Origin of the sequence: Agromyces aurantiacus (genome assembly GCF_016907355.1) — a bacterium.
Classification (GTDB): domain Bacteria; phylum Actinomycetota; class Actinomycetes; order Actinomycetales; family Microbacteriaceae; genus Agromyces; species Agromyces aurantiacus.
Window position 1 is genome coordinate 2431595 of sequence record NZ_JAFBBW010000001.1, and the last position, 21689, is coordinate 2453283.

Consider the following 21689-nt stretch of genomic DNA (forward strand, 5'->3'; position numbering starts at 1 on the left):
TGGTCCCGTCCGGTTCTAGTGACGATCCGGATGCCGGGGCATCCCTCTCGCGTTCTTCCGGAGACTCCCCGGTGATGGCCGGATCGCAGTCGTTGGCCTCCAGCGTACCGGACGCCTCAGCGGTACGCCTCGCGGATCAGCGAGATGAGCGCGGGCGCGTCCACGCCGTTCAGGCGCGCCTCGTCGACGAGGTCGTGGATGGCGCCGGCGAGCGCCGTGCGGTGGCCGAGCCGCTTGGCGACGACGGCGCCGCGCCCGGGGTGGAGCTCGATCATCCCCTCGTCGCGCAGCATCCGGTAGGCGCGCAGCACGGTGTGGACGTTGAGCTCGAGGTGCTCGGCGAGCGTGCGGGCGGCCGGGAGGCGTTCGCCGTAGCCGACGCGGCCGTCGACGATCGCGGCGCGGAGCGAGGAGGCGAGTCGCTCGTACAGCGGACCGCCGTCGCTCGCGTCGAGGTGGATGCGCACGCGGCGACGCTACGCCGTTCCGCGCCAGGATTCAATCGAATGTGCTAGCGCGAATAGCACAAGTTCCTTGTCGCGGCAGCCGGTCGCTGTCAGGATGGTCAGCCGTGACCACTGCAGCCCCCTCCCCGGCCCCGGCTCCCCTGCCCGCCAGCACGTCCACGACGCGACGCGTCGCGTGGGCGTCGATGATCGGCACGTCGCTGGAGTCGTTCGACTTCTACGTCTTCGCCTACTTCAGCGCCTACTTCATCGGCCCGCTGTTCTTCGATCCGCTCGGGCAGTTCGGCGGCACGCTCGCCGCGTTCGCCACGATCGGCGTCGCGTTCGTGGTGCGTCCCATCGGCGCCGCGATCTTCGGCCACCTGGGCGACCGCATCGGCCGGCGCGCGACGCTGCTCTGGACGGTCGGCGTGATGGGCGTCGCGACCGGGCTCATCGGCCTCCTGCCGACGTACGCGCAGGCCGGATGGCTCGGCGCCGTGCTGCTCGTCCTCCTGCGCGTCGCGCAGGGACTCTCGCTCGGCGGCGAGTGGGGCGGCTCGATCCTCCTCGCGACCGAGCACGCCAACCCGGTCAAGCGCGCGTTCTACGCGGCCGTGCCGCAGCTCGGCTCCCCCGTGGGCTCGATCCTCTCGGCCGTGGTCTTCATCGTCATGACGCTCGCGCTGCCCGCCGAGGAGCTCGCGGCGTGGGGCTGGCGCATCCCGTTCCTGCTCGCGTTCCCGCTGCTGCTGGTCTCGCTCTGGCTGCGCATCTCGATCGACGAGACGCCCGTGTTCAAGTCCGTGCTCGCCGAGCACCGGCGCGACCGCGTGCCGTTCGCGGCGATGTTCCGCGCGCAGCCCGTGGCCCTGCTCGTCGCGTTCGGCGCGGCCCTGCTCGGCATCGGCTCGTACTCGCTGATGAACACCTACACGATCAACTACGGCGTGACCACGCTCGGGTTCACCTTCCAGGACCTCCTCGTCGCGACGACGATCGGCGGTCTGCTCCAGCTGGTCACCATCCCGCTGTTCGGCTGGTGGGCGACCCGCATCGGCTCGGCGAAGGTCGTCGCCTACGGCGCGCTCGGCACGCTGCTGATCACCTTCCCGATGTACTGGCTGCTGCAGTTCGCGAGCTTCCCGGTGCTCGTGGGCACCATGATCGTCGGCGGCATCCTGCCGACCATGTCGTGGGCCGCGCTCGGCGGACTCATGAACGACCTGTTCGCCGACCACTACCGCTACTCGGCCCTGTCGGTCGCGTACGCGGTCGCCGCCGCGGTGTCGGGATTCGTGCCGCTCGTGACGACGCTGCTCGGCGAGTCCACCGGCTACGTGTGGTGGCACCCCGGCGTGGTGCTCGCGCTCCTCTCGGCGATCACGCTGGTCTCGGCGTGGGCCGCGGCGCGCATGCGCCACGCCCCGATCTCCGAGGACGGGCGCGAGGTCGTCGAGCCGGTCGCCGCGTAGGCATCGGGCGGATGTCGCGGCGCGCGGCCGCGGCATCCGCCAGCCCTGTCCCGGCCCGGCGGTCCGGGCCGGTCACGGCACGGATCGGACGACTCCGGTAGGCTTGAGCGTCCACATTCAGGCACCCCCATGGACTCGGTGCCGCACATACCGAACCGGAGCATCATGACCGACACCGCGCGCATCCCCGACAAGCCCGCACTCGAGGGCCTCGAATCCAAGTGGGGCGGGGTCTGGGAGTCCGACGGCACGTACCGGTTCCGGCGTGAGGGCGCCACGCGCGAGTCGATCTACTCGATCGACACGCCCCCGCCCACCGCCTCGGGTTCGCTGCACATCGGGCACGTCTTCTCCTACACCCACACCGACGTGATGGCGCGCTTCCAGCGCATGCGCGGCAAGTGCGTGTTCTACCCGATGGGCTGGGACGACAACGGCCTGCCGACCGAGCGACGCGTGCAGAACTACTACGGCGTCCGGTGCGACCCGACGCTGCCGTACCAGCCCGGCTTCACGCCGCCGTTCGAGGGCACCGAGGGCAAGACGGTCAAGCCGGCCGACCAGGTGCCGATCAGCCGGCGCAACTTCATCGAGCTCTGCGAGCGGCTCACCGTCGAGGACGAGCAGCAGTTCGAGGCGCTCTGGCGCGCGCTGGGCCTGTCCGTGGACTGGACGCAGACCTACCGCACGATCGCCGACGAGGCCCTGTTCACCTCGCAGCTCGCGTTCATCCGCAACGTCGAGCGCGGCGAGGCCTACCAGGCGCTCGCGCCCACGCTCTGGGACGTCACGTTCCGCACGGCCGTCGCCCAGGCCGAGCTCGAGGACCGCGAGCAGCCCGGCCACTACCACCGGGTCGCATTCGCGAAGCCCGACGGCGGCCACGTCGAGATCGAGACGAGCCGCCCCGAGCTGATCCCCGCGTGCGTGGCGCTCGTCGCGCACCCCGACGACGAGCGCTACCAGCCGCTGTTCGGCACGACCGTGACGACGCCGGTGTTCGGCGTCGAGGTGCCGGTCGTGGCCCACCACCTCGCCCAGAAGGACAAGGGCACCGGCATCGCCATGATCTGCACGTTCGGCGACGTCACCGACGTCGTCTGGTGGCGCGAGCTCGACCTGCCGAACCGCGCGATCATCGGCTTCGACGGCCGCATCATCGCCGAGGCGCCCGACGCGATCACCTCCGAGGCGGGTCGCGAGGCCTACGCCAAGCTCGCGGGCAAGACCGCCTTCTCGGCCAAGCAGGCCGTCGTCGAGCTGCTGCGCGAGTCGGGCGACCTGCTCGCCGACCCCAAGGCCATCACGCACCCCGTGAAGTTCTTCGAGAAGGGCGACCGCCCGCTCGAGATCGTCTCGACGCGCCAGTGGTACATCGTCAACGGCGCGCGCGACGCCGACCTCAAGCAGCGGCTGCTCGAGCGCGGCCGCGAGATCGACTGGCACCCCGACTTCATGCGCGTGCGGTACGAGAACTGGGTCGGCGGTCTCGCGGGCGACTGGCTCATCTCGCGCCAGCGCTTCTTCGGCGTGCCGATCCCCGTGTGGTACCCGCTCGACGCCGAGGGCAACCCGGTCTTCGACTCGCCCATCGTGGCGACGCAGGAGATGCTGCCCGTCGACCCCTCGTCCATGCCGGCCCCCGGCTACGACGAGTCGCAGCGCGACCAGCCGAACGGGTTCATCGGCGAGCACGACGTCATGGACACGTGGGCGACCTCGTCGCTGACGCCGCAGCTCGCGGCCGGGTGGGAGCGCGACCCCGAGCTGTTCGACCTCGTGTTCCCCTACTCGCTGCGCCCGCAGGGCCAGGACATCATCCGCACCTGGCTGTTCTCGACCACGCTGCGCGCCGAGCTCGAGCACGGCGTCTCGCCGTGGGGCAACGCCGCCATCTCGGGCTTCATCGTCGACCCCGACCGCAAGAAGATGTCGAAGTCGAAGGGCAACGTCGTGACGCCCGCCGGCCTGCTCGAGCAGCACGGCTCCGACGCGGTGCGCTACTGGGCCGCCTCGTCGCGCCTCGGCACCGACGCGGCCTTCGACCCGCAGAACCCGACCCAGGTCAAGATCGGCCGACGGCTCGCGATCAAGGTGCTGAACGCGGCGAAGTTCATCCTCGGCTTCGAGGGCCGGGCGGATGCCGCGGTGTCGGTGCCCATCGACCGCAGCATGCTCGCCGGGCTCGCCACGGTCGTCGACCAGGCCACGCGCGCCTACGAGGCCTACGACCACGCCCGCGCGCTCGAGGTCGCCGAGTCGTTCTTCTGGACCTTTTGCGACGACTACCTCGAGCTCGTCAAGGAGCGCGCCTACGGCGAGGCGAGCGACGAGCAGGCGTCGGCGGTCGCCGCGCTGAAGACGGCGCTCAGCGTGCTGCTGCGGCTCTTCGCGCCCGTGATCCCGTTCGCCGCCGAGGAGGCCTGGCGCTGGTCCAACGAGGGCTCGGTGCACCTGGCCGCCTGGCCCACGCTCGACGAGCTCGCCGCACGCGGCGACGCCGGGGTCGAGCTGCTCGAGCTCGCGAGCCTCGCGCTCACCGGCATCCGCCGCGCCAAGACCGACGCGAAGGCCTCGCAGAAGGTGCCCGTGGCGCGTGCCGTGATCGCCGCACCGGCGGCGGCCACCGCGCTCCTCGAGCATGCGGAGGCCGACCTGCGCGCCGTGGGGCGCATCGCCGTGCTCGACTTCGCGGACGCCGACGAGCTGCAAGTTCGCGACGTCGAACTGGAGATGCCCGCAGAGGAGGTCCGCGCATGAGCGTGACCGTTCGCGACGTCGCCGAGAACGACTTCTTCGGCTGGCTGCCGCTGTTCGACGCCTACTGCGCCGCGCGCGGCGGGCGCCTCGACGACACCAAGGCGCTCATCGTCTGGAGCTGGATCCAGGACCCGCGCAGCGCCCTGCGCGCCGTCCTCGCGATCGACGACGCGGGCGAGCCCGTGGGCCTCGTGCACTTCCACCCTGAGCCGCGCACGCTCGACGCCAGCATCGGGCTCGTCGTCGACGACCTCTACGTCGTCGACGCGCACCGCCGCAACGGCGTCGCGCGCCAGCTGCTCGAACGACTCCGCGAGCTCGCGGTCGAGCTGCACGCGACCCGCATCAACTGGTCGACGGACCCGTCCGACGCCGACGGCCTGCGGATGTCCGACGAGGTGGCCCGCCGCAGCCCCGCCATCCCGTTCGAGCTGGAGCTCTGATGCGACTCGGCACCCGCTGGGCGTTCGGCGACGAGCCGCCGCCCTCCGTGCCGTCCGACCTCCGACCGCGCATCGCGGCGGCCGAGGCGAGCACGGCCGACGGGTCGGGCCGGCACTGGACCCTCACCTGGCCCGAGGGCCGGCCCATCGCCGAGCTCGACGACGGCACCGTGGTGACCACCGGGCCGGTCGACACCGGCGCCTCGCCCGCGGGCGACGACGACTGGTGAGCTGAGCGACCGGTCCGCGGCGGTCGACCGACGGGGCCGAGGCTCAGGCGCGGGCGAGGATCTCGCCGTGCGGCATGAGCAGCCACCCCTCGGGGTCGGCGGCCCAGGCACGCCAGGCGGCCGAGACCTCCTCGAGGTCCGCGTGCGTCGCGTGGCCCGATTCGATGGCGTGCGCCGCGAACTGCGACTTCGTCGCGCGGTCCGCCCATGCGCCGCCCCACCACTCGCGGTCGCGGTCCGACGAGAACACCCACACCGATCCGGTCGCCTCGACGTGGTCGTAGCCGGCGGCGCGTGCCCACCCCTTCAGCATCCGCCCGGCCCGGGCTTCTCCCCCGTTCCACGCGTAGATCCGGTCGTTGAGCTCGAGCCAGCGGGCGAGACCCTCGGATTCGGGACTCCAGATCACGCCCCCGTAGTCGGCGTCGCGCGCGGCGAGCAGACCGCCCGGCCTGAGGACCCGCCGGATCTCGCGCATCGCGTCGACGGGTCTCGCGAGGTGCTGCATCACCTGGTGGGCGTGCACGACGTCGAAGCTGTCGTCCTCGAACTCCAGCGCGTACGCATCGCCGACCCGGAACTCGACGTTGTCGACGCCGTCGCTCGCCGCGAGCCCGTTCGCCCGCGCGACGACCTCGGCGGAGGCGTCGATGCCGATGACGGACCCCGGCTGCACGCGTCGCGCGAGGTCGATCGAGATCGTTCCGGGGCCGCTCCCCACATCGAGGACCCGAAGGCCGGCCGTCAGGTGCGGCGCGAGGTACGCGGCGGAGTTGTCGACCGTCCGCCACTCGTGCACCCGGAGGACGCTCTCATGGTGGCCGTGCGTGTATCCCTCGCGGGCGTGCGGTTCGGGAGTCGCCTGCATGGCACGAGCCTATTCCCCCGGCGAGCGGCCGGACAGACGACGAGGGAGGCACCCGCGGGTGCCTCCCTCGTCGATCGCGCGCGGCGATCGGATCAGATCGCGAAGCCGAGCGCGCGCATCATGTCGCGACCGTCGTCGGTGATGCGCTCGGGGCCCCACGGCGGCATCCACACCCAGTTGATGCGGAACCGCTCGACGGTGCCGTCGAGCGCCTCGGCCGTCTGCTCCTCGATCACGTCGGTGAGCGGGCAGCCGGCGCTGGTCAGGGTCATGTTGATCACGAGCGCGTCGTTCTCGTCATCCCAGTTGAGGTCGTAGATGAGCCCGAGGTCGACGATGTTCACGCCCAGCTCGGGGTCGACGACATCCTTCAGCGCTTCGCTGATCTCGTCGTACCGCTCGGGAGCGAGTGAGGTGACCATGGAGGGAATCCTACCCGCGCCTACTGGGAGGCCGACTCGGCCACGTGGTACCGGTCGTAGCCCTCGTCCTCGAGGCGGTCGGCCAGCTCGGGGCCGCCCTGCTCCGCGATCCGGCCCGCGACGAAGACGTGCACGAAGTCCGGCTTGATGTACCGAAGGATCCGCGTGTAGTGCGTGATCAGCAGGATGCCGAGGCCCGTGTTGGCGTGCGCCCGATTGACGCCCTCGGAGACCACCTTCAGCGCGTCGACGTCGAGGCCCGAGTCGGTCTCGTCGAGCACCGCGAACTTCGGCTTCAGCAGCTCGAGCTGCAGGATCTCGTTGCGCTTCTTCTCGCCGCCCGAGAAGCCCTCGTTGACGTTGCGCTCGGCGAAGGCGGTGTCCATCTTGAGGTTGTCCATCGAGGTGCGGACATCCTTCACCCACCCGCGGATCGACGGCGCCTGGCCGTCGATCGCGGTCTTCGCGGTGCGCAGGAAGTTGGTGACGGTGACGCCGGGGATCTCGACGGGGTACTGCATCGCGAGGAACAGTCCCGCGCGGGCACGCTCGTCGACCGACATCTCGAGCACGTTCTCGCCGTCGAGGAGGATCTCGCCCTCGACGACGGTGTACTTCGGGTGGCCGGCGATCGTGTACGCGAGCGTGGACTTGCCGGAGCCGTTCGGCCCCATGATGGCGTGGATCTCGCCCTCGTTGATGGTCAGGTCGACGCCGCGGAGGATCTCGCGGGTGCCCTGGTCGGTCTCGACGTTGACGTGCAGGTTCTTGATCTCGAGCACGGACATGATGCTTCGGTGGTCTCTTTCGTTGGTGTCGGCCGCGCGGGCCGGAGGTCGGTGGGAGTCGGGCGTCAGACGGCGAGCTTCACCTGGGGGTCGATGAAGACGCCCCCGTCGGTGATCTCGACCTGGTAGACGGGCACGGGCTCGTAGGCCGGCAGCGTCAGCGGCTTGCCGGTGACGAGCGAGAACTTCGAGCCGTGCGCCCAGCACTCGAGCGTGTCGTCCTCGACGAACCCCTCGGAGAGGGAGATGTCGCCGTGGGTGCAGGTGTCGCCGATGGCGAAGATGTCGCCCGCGGCATCCTTCACGACCGCGATCGGCACGCCGTCGACGACGAACCGCTGGGCCTCATTGACGGCGAGGTCATCGACCCCGCACACGCGAGTGGATGCCATGTCAGCTCCCCTGGAGTTCGGCTTCGAGCGCCGCCATCAGGCGCTCTTCGAGTTCGGCGTCGCCGATCTGCTGGACCACCTCGGCGAGGAAGCCGCGCACGACGAGGCGACGCGCCTCGTCCTCCGGGATGCCTCGGGCCTGCAGGTAGAACAGCTGCTCGTCGTCGAACCGGCCCGTCGCCGACGCGTGGCCGGCGCCCTCGATGTCGCCCGTCTCGATCTCGAGGTTCGGGACCGAGTCGGCACGCGTGCCGTCGGTGAGCACGAGGTTGCGGTTCTGCTCGTAGCTGTCGGTGCCGGTCGCGGCGTTGCCGATCAGCACGTCGCCGATCCACACGCTGCGCGCGCCCTCGCCCTGCAGCGCGCCCTTGTACGTCACGCGCGACCGCGTGTGCGGCGCGTCATGGTGCACGAAGACCTGCTGCTCGAGGTGCTGGCCGGCGTCGGAGAAGTAGAGGCCGAGCGCCTCGACGTCCCCGCCCTGCTCGGCGAGGTGCGTCGACGGGTTCACCCGGACGACCTTGCCGCCGAGCGAGACGACGATGTGCTTGAGCTTGGCGTCGCGGCCGATGCGCGCGAAGTGGCTCGCGAGGTGCACCGAGTCGTCGGTCCACTCCTGCAGCGACACGACGGTGAGGTTCGCACCCTCGCCGACGAGGATCTCGACGTTCTCGGCGAGCCGGGCATCGCCCGTGCCGCGCAGCACCACGAGCGCGCGGCTGTTGGGCGCGGCCTCGATCACGGTGTGCGCCGCGCGCGGCGCGGTGCCGAGGCCGGAGCGCGTGACCGTGACGGCCTTCGCCTCCTCGCCCGAGACCGAGACGAGCAGCGCCTCGACGAAGCTCGACCACGCGTTCGCCGAAGCGCGGTCCTCGGGCGTGCCGGCGCGGCCGATGCGCTCGTCGTCGCGCGGGACCCACGAGAGGGCGACCCCCGCGGCATCCGTCGACTCGACCTCGAGCCGCGCACCGTCGAGCTCACCCGAGGTGAGGTCGGCGAACGCCGCGACGGGCGCGTACTTCCACTCGTGCTCGCGGCCGGTGACCGGGGCGAAGTCGGCGACCTGCGTCGAGCGGAAGCGCTCGGAACGGGTCTGGACGGGCGCGAACCCGCCGTCGGAATGGGCTCGGAGGCCGTGCTGCTCCGCGGTGGGCATGGCGGTGCTCTGCATCGTCGTGCTCATGGGTCAGCCGACCGATCCTTCCATGCCCATCTCGATGAGCTTGTTGAGTTCCATCGCGTACTCCATGGGCAGCTCGCGCGCGATCGGCTCGATGAAGCCGCGCACGATCATCGCCATCGCCTCGTCCTCGGGCAGGCCCCGCGACATGAGGTAGAACAGCTGCTCCTCGCTGACCTTGGAGACCGTGGCCTCGTGGCCGAGCTGGACGTCGTCGACGCGGATGTCGATCGCCGGGTACGTGTCGGAGCGCGAGATGGTGTCGACCAGGAGCGCGTCGCAGCGCACCGTGTTCGCGGAGTGGTGCGCGTTGGCATCCACCCGGACCTCGCCGCGGTAGCCCGCTCGGCCGCCGCCGCGCGCGATCGACTTCGACACGATCGACGACTGCGTGTACGGCGCCATGTGGATCATCTTGGCGCCGGCATCCTGGTGCTGGCCCGGGCCCGCGAACGCGACGGAGAGCGTCTCGCCCTTGGCGTGCTCGCCCATGAGGAAGATCGAGGGGTACTTCATCGTGACCTTCGAGCCGATGTTGCCGTCGACCCATTCCATGGTCGCGCCCTCGTGCGCGACCGCGCGCTTGGTGACCAGGTTGTACACGTTGTTCGACCAGTTCTGGATGGTCGTGTAGCGCACGCGCGCGTTCTTCTTCACGATGATCTCGACGACCGCCGAGTGCAGCGAGTCGGACTTGTAGATCGGCGCCGTGCAGCCCTCGATGTAGTGCACGTAGCTGTCCTCGTCGGCGATGATCAGCGTGCGCTCGAACTGGCCCATGTTCTCGGTGTTGATCCGGAAGTAGGCCTGCAGCGGGATCTCGACGTGCACGCCCTTCGGCACGTAGACGAACGAGCCGCCCGACCACACCGCGGTGTTCAGCGCCGCGAACTTGTTGTCGCCGGCGGGGATCACCGTGCCGAAGTACTCCTCGAAGAACTCGGGGTGCTCCTTGAGCGCCGTGTCGGTGTCGAGGAAGATGACGCCCTGCTCCTCGAGATCCTCTCGGATCTGGTGGTAGACGACCTCGGACTCGTACTGCGCGGCGACGCCCGCGACGAGGCGCTGGCGCTCGGCCTCGGGGATGCCGAGGCGCTCGTAGGTGTTGCGGATGTCCTCGGGCAGGTCCTCCCAGGTCTGGGCCTGCTTCTCGGTCGAGCGGACGAAGTACTTGATGTTGTCGAAGTCGATCTCCGACAGGTCGGCGCCCCAGCTCGGCATGGGCTTGCGGTCGAACAGCTGGAGTGCGCGCAGGCGACGCTGCAGCATCCACTCGGGCTCGTCCTTCAGCCGAGAGATGTCGGCCACCACCTCAGGCGACAGGCCGCGTCGAGCGGATGCCCCGGCGACGTCGGAGTCGGCCCAGCCGAACTCGTACGTGCCGAGCCCCTCCAACTCGGGGCGGTCGATGAGTACGTCCGTCATGCTCTCCCTCTTCTCCTCCCGCGCACCGGCTATCAGTCCGGCCCATCCCCGACCGACGGTCGAGGTGCCGCTGCGGTCGTGGGGTGATGTGCGGGTGGCTTCGTCGCGAACCTACAATGGCAGTGCACCCATGGGCCCGCCGAGGCGCGCGCATCGGGCGCTGCCGACCATTCAAGTCTATAGGGTCGAAGGTCCCGGAGTCCCGACTCCCAGAACCCTCCCACTCCGACCCGGATCAGGAATCGACGAGCCGTGAACCGCGTCACCGCCTGGCTGCCCGACCGCATCGACCGCCGCGTGCGCGTGGTCGCGTGGCTGTCCTTCCTCGCGCAGACCATCATCATCGGCACGGGCGGCGCCGTGCGTCTGACCGGTTCGGGCCTCGGCTGCCCGACCTGGCCGCTCTGCACGGCCGACTCGCTCGTCACGACGCCCGAGATGGGCATCCACGGCATGATCGAGTTCGGCAACCGCCTGATGACGGGCGTGGTCGGCATCGTCGCGCTGCTCGTGGTGCTCTCGATCTGGCGGCTGCGGCGCGAGCGGCGCGACCTCTGGACCCTCGCGGTCATCGTCGTGCTCGGCATCGTCGCGCAGGCCGTCGTCGGCGGTATCACGGTGTGGACCGGCCTGAACCCCTTCATCGTGGGCTTCCACTACGTCGCCTCGCTCCTCCTCGTGTGCGTCACCGCCGCGTACCTGGTGCGCCTCGGCGCCGTGCCCGGTCCGCGTGAGCTCGCCGTGCCCCGCTGGTACGCGACGCTCACGCACGCGACCACCGCGGTGCTCGCCGTCTCCATCGTGTTCGGCGTGCTCACGACCGCCTCGGGCCCGCACTCGGGCGACCCCGACGCGGGCCGCACGGGCTTCAACGCCGAGGTGCTCGAGCACGTGCACGCGTGGCCCGGCTACGCGCTGTTCGTCCTCACGCTCGTGCTCGTGGTGGGCGCGTGGCGACTGCGGCTGCCGACCCTGCGCTGGGCGGCCGGGCTCCTCGCGATCGAGCTCGTCCAGATCGCGATCGGGCTCTACCAGGCCCGCAACGGCCTGCCGCCGCTCGCGGTCGGCGTGCACATGGTGCTCGCCGCGCTCACGGCCGCGAGCATGACGGTGCTCGTGCTGAAGCTCAAGCGGCCGGCGTCGGCGCCCGCCGAGGCGGCCGACGCGGCCGTCGCGGCATCCGCCCGCTGACCTGGGTCGCCGCAGCTTCGGAGATCTCCGTGTCTCCGGGTCGAACACCCTGATCGGCCCCGGTGCCGCGGTGATCTCCGGAGCCGTGGTGGGGCTCACCGCCGGTGGAGCCCCTGCGCGACCGCGCGCGTGATGACCTCCTGCACCGCCGGCCAGTCCTCGACGACCTGACGGTACCCCACCCGGATCACCTGATAGCCGCGCACGAGCAGCGCGGCGTCGTGCGCATTGTCGGCGACCCGCTGCCCGCCCACGTGATGCCCGCCGTCGATCTGCACGACGAGTCGCTCGCCGATCAGGAAGTCGACACGGTGGCCTTCGATCCAGGCCTGCGCGAGGATCCGCACGTCGAGCCAGCGCAACCGCGTGCGGAGGAGCGTCTCGAGGCCCGAATCCGAGTACGGGGTCGCGGCGTCGAGCGCCCGCCGCAGGTGGTGCCGGCTGTGCCCGGCGGACTGCAGGGTCGTCATCCGTGCCACGCCGCCCACGCGCCGCACGCTGTGCTCCAGATCTGCCATGGCCCGAGCCTGACCGCGTCGGGCGCCCGCGCACGACGGAACCGGGCGATCCGTGGAACCTTCGAGCACGGCCGCGGTCTGGAGGACGGGTCGGCCGCACCGCAGCACCGGTGATCACCACGCGGCCGGTCGGCCGGCGCGGATCTCGCCCGGAGATGTGGCGATCTCCGGCACTGCGGCGCGCGAGGCCAGGCCTAGAAGGGCAGCAGCGGGTCGATCCCGACGGCGAGGAACAGCAGCGACAGGTACACGATCGAGCCGTGGAAGACGCGCATCGGCGAGACCTCGACCCCCCGGATGGCGAGGTTGTAGAGCCGGTGACACTCGGCGATGAACCAGACTCCGGTGACCAGCGCGACGCTCGAGTAGAGCAGGCCCATGCCCGCGATCGGGATGAGCAGCAGCGAGGCCGCGACCGTCGCGTACGCGTAGAGGATGACCTGGAGGCCGACCTGCGCGCGGCCGCGCACGACCGCGAGCATGGGCACGCCGGCGGCGGCGTAGTCCTCGCGGTACTTCATCGACAGCGGCCAGTAGTGCGGCGGCGTCCAGAGGAAGATGATCAGGAACAGGATGAACGGCGCCCAGTCGAGGCTGCCGGTCACGGCCGCCCAGCCGATCAGCACGGGCATGCAGCCGGCGACGCCGCCCCAGACGATGTTCTGCGCCGTGCGGCGCTTGAGGATCAGGCTGTAGAAGACGACGTAGAGCAGGATCGCGAGGAACGACAGCCCCGCCGCCACCCAATTGGTGAAGACGCCCAGCCACACGATCGAGGCGATTCCGAGGGCCCACGCGAACACGAGCGCCTCGCGGTCGGTGAGCTCGCCCGTCACGAGCGGTCGACCCCGCGTGCGCCGCATGACGCGATCGATGTCGCGGTCGATGTAGCAGTTGAACGCACCCGCGGATCCGGCGCTCATCGCGCCGCCGATGAGCGTGGCGATCAGCAGCCACAGGTCGGGCAGCCCGTTCGAGGCGAGGATCATCGTCGGTGCGGTCACGACGAGGAGCAACTCGATCACCCGGGGCTTGGTGAGGGCGACGTAGGCGGCGACCTTGCGTCGCACGCTCGTCGTCGGACGAGCTTCACGGGTGATGGGAGCGGCCTGCATGGATTCCTCTTCCGGGGCGCGCGCGAACGGCGGGCGCGCGCATCCCGTTCGATTCTAGGACATCCCTCCGCCGCCGGCGGGACCCGTCAACCCCCGTCATACAGTGAGGGCGACTCCATATACTGAAGCCAGCGCGCCCGGTGGCGCGGATTCGACGTGCAACTCCACCTCACGCATGACCGGATCGGTCGCCGGGCTCCACCGCGCCGTCGCGTTTCCCGGCGGGTCGGGAGCGTCACCGAGCTCCCCGACGCCCGTCACAACCGGAAGGAACAGCTACCCGTGGCACCTCTGCACTGGGACCCCATCGACGACCGCGCGGTCGACACGGCGCGTGTGCTCGCCGCCGACGCCGTGGAGAAGGTCGGCAACGGCCACCCCGGCACGGCGATGAGCCTCGCCCCCGTCGCCTACCTGCTCTACCAGAAGGTCATGCGCCGCGACCCGGCGGACCACCGCTGGCTCGGGCGCGACCGCTTCATCCTGTCGGCGGGCCACAGCTCGCTGACCCAGTACGTCCAGCTCTACCTCGCGGGCGACGGCCTCGAGCTCTCCGACCTCGAGGCCCTGCGCACGTGGGGATCGAAGACGCCCGGCCACCCCGAGTACGGACACACCGACGGCGTGGAGATCACGACCGGCCCGCTCGGGCAGGGCCTCGCCTCCGCGGTGGGCTTCGCCTACGCGGCGCGCTACGAGCGCGGCCTGTTCGACCCCGAGGCGCCCGCGGGCGAGAGCCCGTTCGACCACCACGTCTACGTGATCGCGAGCGACGGCGACCTCGAGGAGGGCGTGACGAGCGAGGCCTCCTCGCTCGCCGGCCACCAGCAGCTGGGCAACCTCGTCGTGATCTACGACTCGAACCAGATCTCCATCGAGGACGACACCGACATCGCCTTCACCGAGGATGTCGCCAAGCGCTACGAGGCGTACGGCTGGCACGTCCAGACGGTCGACTGGAAGAAGACCGGTCAGTACATCGAAGACGTCGCCGAGCTGAACGACGCGATCGAGGCCGCGAAGGCCGAGACCGGCAAGCCCTCGATCATCGTCCTGAAGACGATCATCGGATGGCCCGCGCCCAACAAGCAGAACACCGGCAAGATCCACGGCTCGGCGCTCGGCGCCGACGAGCTCGCCGCCACCAAGGAGGTGCTCGGCTTCGACCCCGACCAGCACTTCGTGGTCGCCGACGAGGTCATCGAGCACACGCGCGGCAACGCGCGCGACCGCGCCGCCGAGGCCAAGGCCGCCTGGCAGCAGGCGTTCGACGCGTGGGCCGCGGCCAACCCCGAGCGCAAGGCGCTGCTCGACCGCCTCGAGGCCGGCGAGCTGCCCGAGGGCCTCGAGTCCGCGCTGCCGGTCTTCGAACCGGGTACGGATGTCTCGACGCGCGCCGCATCGGGCAAGGTCATCAACGCACTCGCCGCGCAGCTGCCCGAGCTGTGGGGCGGGTCGGCCGACCTCGCCGAGTCGAACCTCACCACGATCAACGGCGCCGCGTCGTTCATCCCGAAGCAGTGGTCGACGCACGAGTTCGCCGGCAACCCGTACGGCCGCGTGCTGCACTTCGGCATTCGCGAGCACGCCATGGGCTCGATCCTCAACGGCATCGTGCTGCACGGCCCGACCCGCGCGTTCGGCGGCACGTTCCTGATCTTCAGCGACTACATGCGCCCCGCCGTGCGCCTGGCCGCGCTCATGGGCATCCCGTCGATCTTCGTCTGGACCCACGACTCGGTCGCGCTCGGCGAGGACGGCCCGACGCACCAGCCGATCGAGCAGCTCTCGTCGCTGCGCGCCATCCCGAACCTCTCGGTGGTGCGCCCGGCCGACGCGAACGAGACCGCGTACGCGTGGCTCGAGATCCTCACGCGCCGCGGCGGCCCTGCCGGCATCGCGCTGACCCGCCAGAACATCCCGGTGTTCGAGCGGGGCGAGGGCGCGGCATCCGGTGACACGCTCGCCTCGGCCGCGAACGTCGGCAAGGGCGCGTACGTGCTGGCCGACGCCGCGTCGGGCACGCCCGACGTGATCATCCTCGCCACCGGCTCCGAGGTGCAGGTCGCGCTCGCGGCCCGCGAGCAGCTCGCCGCCGACGGCGTCGCCGCGCGCGTCGTCTCCGCGCCGAGCCTCGAGTGGTTCGAGGAGCAGGATGCCGCGTACCGCGAGTCGGTGCTGCCGGCCTCGGTCACCGCGCGCGTGAGCGTCGAGGCCGGCCTCGCGCTCAGCTGGTACCGCTACCTCGGCACGCGCGGCCGCGCAGTCTCGATCGAGCACTTCGGCGCCTCGGCCGACTACAAGACGCTGTTCCGCGAGTTCGGGATCACGGCCGAGGCCGTCGTCGCCGCCGCGAAGGAATCGCTCGCCTCCGCGTGAGCGCGAGCATGAAGGAGACCAACCTCATGAGCACCAACACCCCCACCGCCGCGCTGTCGCAGGCCGGCGTCAGCATCTGGCTCGACGACCTGTCGCGCCAGCGGATCGCCTCGGGCGGCCTCGAGCGCCTGATCGCCGAGCGCGACGTCGTCGGCGTCACGACGAACCCGACGATCTTCGCCGCGGCCCTGACCGACGGCGAGTCCTACCGCGAGCAGCTGCACGCCCTCGCGGCCGACGGCGCCGACGTCGACCGTGCGGTCTTCGAGATCACGACCGACGACGTGCGCGATGCCGCCGACCACTTCCTGCCGACGTACGAGCGCACCGACGGCTACGACGGCCGCGTCTCGATCGAGGTCTCCCCCGACCTCGCGAACGACACCGACGCGACGATCGCCGAGGCGCACCGCCTCTGGGAGAAGGTCGACCGGCCCAACGTCATGATCAAGATCCCCGCCACGCGCGAGGGCCTCCCCGCGATCACCGCCGTGATCGGCGCCGGCATCAGCGTCAACGTCACGCTGATCTTCAGCCTCGACCGCTACCGCGAGGTCATCGACGCGTACCTCGCGGGCCTCGAGCAGGCCAAGGCCGCGGGCATCGACCTCTCGACCATCCACTCGGTCGCCTCGTTCTTCGTGTCGCGCGTCGACACCGAGATCGACAAGCGCCTCGACGCGATCGGCACCCCCGAGGCCGCCGCGCTCAAGGGCCGCGCGGGCGTCGCCAACGCGCGCCTGGCCTACGAGCTGTACGAGCAGCAGTTCGCGAGCCCGCGGGCGATCGCGCTGCTGGATGCCGGCGCGAACCGCCAGCGCCCGCTGTGGGCCTCGACCGGCGTCAAGGACCCCTCGCTGCCCGACACCCTCTACGTGACCGAGCTCGTGGCCCGCGGCATCGTGAACACGATGCCCGAGAAGACCCTCGAGGCCACGTACGACCACGGCGTGATCGAGGGCGACACGGTCACCGGCAACTACGCCGAGGCCGGTCGCGTGCTCGACGCCCTCGCGGGCGTCGGCGTCGACTACGACGAGGTGACCGAGCTGCTCGAGCGCGAGGGCGTCGAGAAGTTCATCGTCTCGTGGAGGGAACTGCTCGAGACGGTCCGCGGCGCACTGGAGGCCGCACGATGAGCTTCCGCATCTCCGTGAGCGGCCCCGCCGCCGATGCGGTCCGCCGCGTCGTCCCGCAGCTCGTGGCCGACGAGGTCGCCTCGCGCATCACCGCGCTCGACTCCAGCCTCTGGGGCCCCGAGGCCGAGGCCGAGGCGTCAAAGCGCCTCGGCTGGACCGAGGCCGTCGCGGTCTCGCGTCCGCTGCTGCCCGAGATCGCCGCGCTGCGCGACGAGCTCCGCGCCGCCGGCGTCGACCACATCGTGCTCGGCGGCATGGGCGGCTCCTCGCTCGCACCCGAGGTCATCACGCGCACCGCGCGCGCGGGCCTGACGGTGCTCGACTCGACCGAGCCCGGCCAGGTGCGCGCCGCCCTCGCCGACCGGCTCGAGCGCAGCGCACTGGTCGTGTCGTCGAAGTCGGGCTCGACCGTCGAGACCGACTCGCAGCGGCGCGCGTACGAGCAGGCGTTCCGCGACGCCGGCATCGACCCGGCCTCGCGCATCATCGTCGTGACCGACCCGGGCTCGCCGCTGGACGAGTCGGCGCGCGCGGCGGGCTACCGCGTCTTCAACGCCGACCCCACCGTGGGCGGCCGCTACTCGGCGCTCACGGCGTTCGGCCTCGTGCCGTCGGGCCTCGCCGGGGTCGACCTCGAGGAGCTCCTCGCCGAGGCCGAGGCGATCGAGCTCTCGCTCGCGATCGACTCCGAGGAGAACCCGGGCCTCGTGCTCGGCGCCGCGATCGCGGCGGCCGAGCCGCGCCGGGACAAGCTCGCGATCGTGGCCGACGGCACCCACATCGTCGGCTTCGCCGACTGGGCCGAGCAGCTCATCGCCGAGTCGACCGGCAAGGAGGGCACCGGCATCCTGCCCGTCGTCCTCGGCCCCGACGCGCCCGAGCTGTCGGATGTCGCGTCCGATGTCCAGGTCGTCCGCCTCGTCGACGACGCCGGCAGCCACCTCTTCGTCGACGACACCGACGGCGAGATCCGCGTGTCGGGCACGCTCGGCGCGCAGCTGCTCGTCTGGGAATACGCGACGGCCGTCGCCGGTCGCATCCTCGGCATCAACCCGTTCGACCAGCCCGACGTCGAGTCGGCGAAGATCGCCGCGCGGGGCCTGCTCGACGCGCGTCCCGAGCCGGCCCCGGCCGCGTTCGTGACCGACGGCATCGAGGTCCGCGGCACGCCCGACGTGATCGGTGCGGCCAGCGACCTCGCCTCGGCGATCGAGGTGCTGCTCGAGGAGGTGCCCGCCGACGGGTACATCTCGGTGCAGGCCTACGTCGACCGCGTCGCGCACCCCGAGATCGAGGAGCTCCGCGACCTGCTCGCAGCCCGCAGCGGTCGCCCGGTGACGTTCGGCTGGGGCCCCCGCTTCCTGCACTCGACCGGCCAGTACCACAAGGGCGGTCCCGCGCACGGCGTGTTCCTCCAGCTCGTGCAGCGCTCCGGCGACGACCTCGCGATCCCCGAGCGGCCGTTCACGTTCGGCGAGCTCATCGCCGCGCAGGCCTCGGGCGACGCGTCGGTGCTCGCCGAGCACGGGCGCCCGGTGCTCACGCTCACGCTGCCCGATCCGAGCGCCGACCTCGCGTCGCTGCGCTCCGCGATCGGCTGATCCCCGGGAGCGAACATGCATCCGGTCGAGATCACGGCGACGCACAATCCGCTGCGGTCGCCCAAGGACTATCGCCTGAACCGGATCGCCGGCCCGTCGAGCCTCATCATCTTCGGCGTCACCGGCGACCTGTCGCGCAAGAAGCTCATGCCCGCGGTGTACGACCTCGCGAACCGGGGGCTCCTGCCCCCGGGGTTCGCGCTGGTCGGCTTCGCGCGCCGCGACTGGGAGGACGAGGACTTCGAGCAGGTCGTCCACGACTCGGTGAAGCAGTACGCGCGCACCGAGTTCCGCGAGGACGTCTGGCAGCAGCTCGCACGCGGGATCCGGTTCGTGCCCGGCGCCTTCGACGACGACGCGGCCTTCGACCGCCTGCGCCACACCGTCGAGGAGCTGGACCGCGAACGCGGCACGATGGGCAACCACGCGTTCTACCTGTCGATTCCGCCGAAGTCGTTCCCGATCGTCACGGAACAGCTCAAGCGGTCGGGGCTGACCGAGCAGCGCGAGGGACAGTGGCGCCGCGTCGTCATCGAGAAGCCGTTCGGGTCCGACCTGAAGACGGCCATTGAGCTGAACGACGTCGTCGCCTCGGTCTTCCCGCCCGACTCGGTGTTCCGCATCGACCACTACCTCGGCAAGGAGACGGTCCAGAACATCCTCGCGCTGCGGTTCGCGAACCAGCTGTACGAGCCGATCTGGAACGCGAACTTCGTCGACCACGTGCAGATCACGATGGCCGAGGACATCGGAGTGGGTGGCCGGGCCGGCTACTACGACGGCATCGGCGCGGCTCGTGATGTCATCCAGAACCACCTGCTGCAGTTGCTCGCGCTCACCGCCATGGAGGAGCCGATCTCGTTCGACGCCGCCGACCTGCGCGCCGAGAAGGAGAAGATCCTGCGGGCCGTGCGCCTGCCCGACGACCTGTCCACGGCGACCGCCCGCGGCCAGTACTCGGGCGGTTGGCAGGGCGGCGAGAAGGTCATCGGCTTCCTCGACGAGGACGGCATGAACCCGCAGTCCACGACCGAGACCTACGCGGCCATGAAGCTGCTCATCGGCACGCGCCGGTGGGCGGGCGTGCCGTTCTACCTGCGAGCCGGAAAGCGTCTGGGCCGTCGAGTGACCGAGATCGCGGTCGTGTTCAAGCGCGCGCCGCAGCAGGTGTTCGCCGACAGCCAGACCTCGCAGCTCGGCCAGAACGCGCTCGTCATCCGGGTCCAGCCCGACGAGGGCGTGACGATCCGCTTCGGCTCCAAGGTGCCGGGCGCCGGCATGCAGGTCCGCGACGTCACGATGGACTTCGGCTACGGGCACGCCTTCACCGAGGCCAGCCCCGAGGCGTACGAGCGGCTGATCCTCGACGTGCTGCTCGGCGAGCCGCCGCTCTTCCCCCGTCAGGAGGAGGTCGAGCTCTCGTGGAAGATCCTCGACCCCATCGAGGAGTTCTGGGCCACGCAGGGTCAGCCCGAGCAGTACCGACCCGGCTCGTGGGGACCCGACTCGGCCGATGAACTCCTCGCCCGCGACGGACGCACCTGGAGGCGCCCATGATCGTCGAACTGCCCGACACCACGACCAGCCAGGTGTCGAAGACCCTCGTCAAGATCCGCGAGGAGGGCGGCGTCGTCGCCCTCGGTCGGGTGCTCACGCTCGTGATCGCCACGGTGCCCGAGGGCGAGGAGGAGGCCATCGAGGCCGCGAACGACGCGTCGCGCGAGCACCCGATGCGCGTCATCGTCGTCTCGAAGGACGATGAGGACGACGCGGGAGCGGATGCCGAGGAGAGCCGCCTCGACGCCGAGATCCGGGTCGGCGGCGACGCCGGCGCCAGCGAGGTCATCATCCTGCGCGCCCGCGGCGACGCCGCCCAGGACGAGCAGAGCCTCGTCATGGGCCTGCTGCTGCCCGACGCCCCCGTGGTCGCATGGTGGCCCGGCGCCGCCCCGGCCGTGCCCGGCGACTCGCCGCTCGGACGCATCGCCCAGCGGCGCATCACCGACGCGTCGACGCAGCCCGACCCGCAGGCGGCACTCGTGCATCTCGCCGAGAGCTACCGCCCGGGCGATGCGGACTTCGCGTGGACGCGCCTGACGCTCTGGCGCGCTCAGCTCGCGGCGGTGCTCGACCAGCCGCCGTACGTGCCGGTCACGGCCGTGAGCGTCACGGGCGCGGTCGACTCGCCGTCGACGACGCTGCTCGCCGCGTGGCTGTCGATGCAGCTCGGCGCACCTGCCGACTGCGCGCTGACCGGCCTCGAGCACGGCTCGCACGGCATCCACGGCGTGCACCTCGTGCGCTCGACCGGCCGGATCGAGCTGGTGCGCGACCAGCCGGGCGTTGCGACGCTGCGCCAGCCGGGACAGCCCGTGCATGACGTCGCACTCCCCCGCCGGAGCCTGCGCGACTGCCTTGCCGACGAGCTGCGCCGCCTCGATCCCGATGAGCTGTACGGTGAGGTGATCACCAGGGGGCTCGCGCTGGTCTCGCAGCGAGCGGCGGACGAAGGAGTGACCGTATGACGAACGAGCGCCGCGTGCTCGTCCATCCCGACAAGGACACCCTGGCCGGGGCGGTCGCCGCCCGGTTCATCACCAAGGTGCTCGACCTGCTGGACGTCCAGGAGGTCGTGCACGTGGTGCTGACCGGCGGGTCGATGGGCGGTGCGGTGCTCGAGGCGGTGCGCGAGTCGCCCGCGCGGCAGTCGATCGACTGGTCGCGCGTGCACTTCTGGTGGGGCGACGAGCGGTGGGTGCCCGAGGGCGACGCCGATCGCAACGACCGCCAGTCGCGCGAGGCGCTCCTGGACGCGCTCGACCTGCCGGCCGGGAACGTCCACCCGTTCCCCGCGTCCGACCAGGGCCTCACGCTCGATGAGGCGGCCGACGCGTACGCGGCCGAGCTGGCGCGCTTCGGCGCGGAGGGCCTGCCGCATCCGGTGTTCGACATCGTGTTCCTCGGCGTCGGTCCCGACGGGCACATCGCCTCGCTGTTCCCGCACCGCTCGGGCATCCAAGTGGTCGACCGCCCGGTGATCGCCGTGCGCGAGTCGCCCAAGCCGCCGCCCGAGCGGCTCAGCCTCACCCGCCCCGTGATCAACGGGTCGCAGCGGGTGTGGCTCGTGCTCGCGGGCGCCGACAAGGCGTCGGCGCTGGGGCTCGCGCTCGCCGGCGCCAGCCGCGACGAGGTCCCGGTGGCCGGCATCAAGGGACGCCGCCGCACGGTGTTCTTCGTCGACCGCGATGCCGCCGCAGAGGTGCCCGAGGCGCTCATCGCGCGCGACTACTGAACCGCACGCTGACGGCGAACGGGCC

General features: G+C 71.1%; 20 protein-coding genes. 11 read left to right on the top strand and 9 right to left on the bottom strand.

All coding sequences use genetic code 11. The features are described 5' to 3' along the window. Positions 1-116: 116 nt before the first annotated feature. Positions 117-467, bottom strand: a complete 351-nt coding sequence (locus tag JOD46_RS11555; RefSeq protein WP_307835017.1) for a GntR family transcriptional regulator — start codon at positions 465-467, stop codon at positions 117-119. A 104-nt stretch (positions 468-571) separates the two neighbouring features. Here JOD46_RS11555 and JOD46_RS11560 point away from each other — a divergent pair, with 104 nt between their 5' ends. From JOD46_RS11560 to JOD46_RS11575, 4 genes are all read left to right on the top strand, one after another. Continuing rightward, positions 572-1921, top strand: a complete 1350-nt coding sequence (locus JOD46_RS11560) for an MFS transporter (protein ID WP_307835018.1) — start codon at positions 572-574, stop codon at positions 1919-1921. 165 nt (positions 1922-2086) lie between these two features. Beyond that, positions 2087-4681, top strand: a complete 2595-nt coding sequence (gene valS / locus JOD46_RS11565) for a valine--tRNA ligase (RefSeq protein WP_204394443.1) — start codon at positions 2087-2089, stop codon at positions 4679-4681. Then, positions 4678-5124: a GNAT family N-acetyltransferase gene (locus JOD46_RS11570; protein ID WP_204394445.1), complete on the top strand. Its 447-nt coding sequence runs from the start codon at positions 4678-4680 to the stop codon at positions 5122-5124. Before valS ends, JOD46_RS11570 begins: the two co-directional genes overlap by 4 nt. Then, a complete protein-coding gene (locus tag JOD46_RS11575) occupies positions 5124-5354 on the top strand; it encodes a hypothetical protein (RefSeq protein WP_204394447.1) in 231 nt (76 codons plus the stop codon). Before JOD46_RS11570 ends, JOD46_RS11575 begins: the two co-directional genes overlap by 1 nt. Positions 5355-5397: 43 nt before the next feature. Here the strand turns inward: JOD46_RS11575 and JOD46_RS11580 are convergent, their stop codons facing one another. The 6 genes from JOD46_RS11580 to sufB all read right to left on the bottom strand — a co-directional run bounded on the left by JOD46_RS11580 (position 5398) and on the right by sufB (position 10429). Then, entirely contained in the window at positions 5398-6222 is an 825-nt protein-coding gene (locus JOD46_RS11580) for a class I SAM-dependent methyltransferase (protein WP_204394449.1), read from the bottom strand. A gap of 92 nt (positions 6223-6314) precedes the next feature. Continuing rightward, entirely contained in the window at positions 6315-6644 is a 330-nt protein-coding gene (locus JOD46_RS11585) for a metal-sulfur cluster assembly factor (protein ID WP_204394451.1), read from the bottom strand. A 20-nt stretch (positions 6645-6664) separates the two neighbouring features. Continuing rightward, a complete protein-coding gene (sufC, locus tag JOD46_RS11590) occupies positions 6665-7432 on the bottom strand; it encodes a Fe-S cluster assembly ATPase SufC (protein ID WP_204394453.1) in 768 nt (255 codons plus the stop codon). 65 nt (positions 7433-7497) lie between these two features. Next, the gene (locus JOD46_RS11595) at positions 7498-7824 is read right to left on the bottom strand and encodes a non-heme iron oxygenase ferredoxin subunit (protein ID WP_204394455.1); all 327 of its coding nucleotides are present in this window, start codon (positions 7822-7824) and stop codon (positions 7498-7500) included. Between the two features lies 1 nt (position 7825). Then, positions 7826-8980 carry a Fe-S cluster assembly protein SufD gene (gene sufD / locus JOD46_RS11600; RefSeq protein WP_417281511.1) on the bottom strand — a complete coding sequence of 385 codons (1155 nt, stop codon included), beginning with the start codon at positions 8978-8980 and terminating at the stop codon, positions 7826-7828. A gap of 30 nt (positions 8981-9010) precedes the next feature. Further along, entirely contained in the window at positions 9011-10429 is a 1419-nt protein-coding gene (gene sufB, locus JOD46_RS11605) for a Fe-S cluster assembly protein SufB (RefSeq protein ID WP_204394459.1), read from the bottom strand. Between the two features lie 252 nt (positions 10430-10681). Between sufB and JOD46_RS11610 the strand changes: the two genes are divergently transcribed. Further along, entirely contained in the window at positions 10682-11620 is a 939-nt protein-coding gene (locus tag JOD46_RS11610) for a COX15/CtaA family protein (RefSeq protein ID WP_204394461.1), read from the top strand. Positions 11621-11715: 95 nt separating this feature from the next. Here JOD46_RS11610 and JOD46_RS11615 read toward each other — a convergent pair whose 3' ends face one another. Together JOD46_RS11615 and JOD46_RS11620 are read right to left on the bottom strand one after the other, a co-directional pair. Continuing rightward, the gene (locus JOD46_RS11615; protein ID WP_204394463.1) at positions 11716-12138 is read right to left on the bottom strand and encodes an endonuclease domain-containing protein; all 423 of its coding nucleotides are present in this window, start codon (positions 12136-12138) and stop codon (positions 11716-11718) included. 194 nt (positions 12139-12332) lie between these two features. Then, the gene (locus JOD46_RS11620) at positions 12333-13253 is read right to left on the bottom strand and encodes a heme o synthase (RefSeq protein WP_204394465.1); all 921 of its coding nucleotides are present in this window, start codon (positions 13251-13253) and stop codon (positions 12333-12335) included. Positions 13254-13535: 282 nt separating this feature from the next. On the opposite strand from JOD46_RS11620, the gene tkt reads away from it, so the two are divergent. The 6 genes from tkt to pgl are packed head-to-tail and all read left to right on the top strand — an operon-like array spanning position 13536 to position 21664. After that, complete coding sequence (tkt, locus tag JOD46_RS11625; protein ID WP_204394467.1) at positions 13536-15632, top strand: transketolase; 2097 nt, start codon at positions 13536-13538, stop codon at positions 15630-15632. A 26-nt stretch (positions 15633-15658) separates the two neighbouring features. Further along, positions 15659-16771 carry a transaldolase gene (tal, locus tag JOD46_RS11630; RefSeq protein WP_204394469.1) on the top strand — a complete coding sequence of 371 codons (1113 nt, stop codon included), beginning with the start codon at positions 15659-15661 and terminating at the stop codon, positions 16769-16771. After that, the gene (locus JOD46_RS11635; protein WP_204394472.1) at positions 16768-18372 is read left to right on the top strand and encodes a phosphoglucose isomerase-related protein; all 1605 of its coding nucleotides are present in this window, start codon (positions 16768-16770) and stop codon (positions 18370-18372) included. The genes tal and JOD46_RS11635 overlap by 4 nt, the downstream gene beginning before the upstream one ends. A gap of 15 nt (positions 18373-18387) precedes the next feature. Continuing rightward, a complete protein-coding gene (zwf, locus tag JOD46_RS11640; protein WP_204394475.1) occupies positions 18388-19929 on the top strand; it encodes a glucose-6-phosphate dehydrogenase in 1542 nt (513 codons plus the stop codon). Continuing rightward, positions 19926-20897, top strand: a complete 972-nt coding sequence (locus JOD46_RS11645; RefSeq protein ID WP_204394477.1) for a glucose-6-phosphate dehydrogenase assembly protein OpcA — start codon at positions 19926-19928, stop codon at positions 20895-20897. The genes zwf and JOD46_RS11645 overlap by 4 nt, the downstream gene beginning before the upstream one ends. Continuing rightward, entirely contained in the window at positions 20894-21664 is a 771-nt protein-coding gene (gene pgl, locus JOD46_RS11650) for a 6-phosphogluconolactonase (RefSeq protein ID WP_204394485.1), read from the top strand. The genes JOD46_RS11645 and pgl overlap by 4 nt, the downstream gene beginning before the upstream one ends. The last annotated feature ends 25 nt before the right edge of the window (positions 21665-21689 follow it).

What these genes read in the sequence shown, in the direction of transcription:
- valS (WP_204394443.1), top strand. Translation starts at nt 2,087, where the DNA reads ATGACCGACACCGCGCGCATCCCCGACAAGCCCGCACTCGAGGGCCTC.
- JOD46_RS11570 (WP_204394445.1), top strand. Translation starts at nt 4,678, where the DNA reads ATGAGCGTGACCGTTCGCGACGTCGCCGAGAACGACTTCTTCGGCTGG.
- JOD46_RS11575 (WP_204394447.1), top strand. Translation starts at nt 5,124, where the DNA reads ATGCGACTCGGCACCCGCTGGGCGTTCGGCGACGAGCCGCCGCCCTCC.
- JOD46_RS11580 (WP_204394449.1), bottom strand. Translation starts at nt 6,222, where the DNA reads ATGCAGGCGACTCCCGAACCGCACGCCCGCGAGGGATACACGCACGGC.
- JOD46_RS11585 (WP_204394451.1), bottom strand. Translation starts at nt 6,644, where the DNA reads ATGGTCACCTCACTCGCTCCCGAGCGGTACGACGAGATCAGCGAAGCG.
- sufC (WP_204394453.1), bottom strand. Translation starts at nt 7,432, where the DNA reads ATGTCCGTGCTCGAGATCAAGAACCTGCACGTCAACGTCGAGACCGAC.
- JOD46_RS11595 (WP_204394455.1), bottom strand. Translation starts at nt 7,824, where the DNA reads ATGGCATCCACTCGCGTGTGCGGGGTCGATGACCTCGCCGTCAATGAG.
- sufD (WP_417281511.1), bottom strand. Translation starts at nt 8,980, where the DNA reads ATGCCCACCGCGGAGCAGCACGGCCTCCGAGCCCATTCCGACGGCGGG.
- sufB (WP_204394459.1), bottom strand. Translation starts at nt 10,429, where the DNA reads ATGACGGACGTACTCATCGACCGCCCCGAGTTGGAGGGGCTCGGCACG.
- JOD46_RS11615 (WP_204394463.1), bottom strand. Translation starts at nt 12,138, where the DNA reads ATGGCAGATCTGGAGCACAGCGTGCGGCGCGTGGGCGGCGTGGCACGG.
- JOD46_RS11620 (WP_204394465.1), bottom strand. Translation starts at nt 13,253, where the DNA reads ATGCAGGCCGCTCCCATCACCCGTGAAGCTCGTCCGACGACGAGCGTG.
- tal (WP_204394469.1), top strand. Translation starts at nt 15,659, where the DNA reads ATGAGCACCAACACCCCCACCGCCGCGCTGTCGCAGGCCGGCGTCAGC.
- JOD46_RS11635 (WP_204394472.1), top strand. Translation starts at nt 16,768, where the DNA reads ATGAGCTTCCGCATCTCCGTGAGCGGCCCCGCCGCCGATGCGGTCCGC.
- zwf (WP_204394475.1), top strand. Translation starts at nt 18,388, where the DNA reads ATGCATCCGGTCGAGATCACGGCGACGCACAATCCGCTGCGGTCGCCC.
- JOD46_RS11645 (WP_204394477.1), top strand. Translation starts at nt 19,926, where the DNA reads ATGATCGTCGAACTGCCCGACACCACGACCAGCCAGGTGTCGAAGACC.
- pgl (WP_204394485.1), top strand. Translation starts at nt 20,894, where the DNA reads ATGACGAACGAGCGCCGCGTGCTCGTCCATCCCGACAAGGACACCCTG.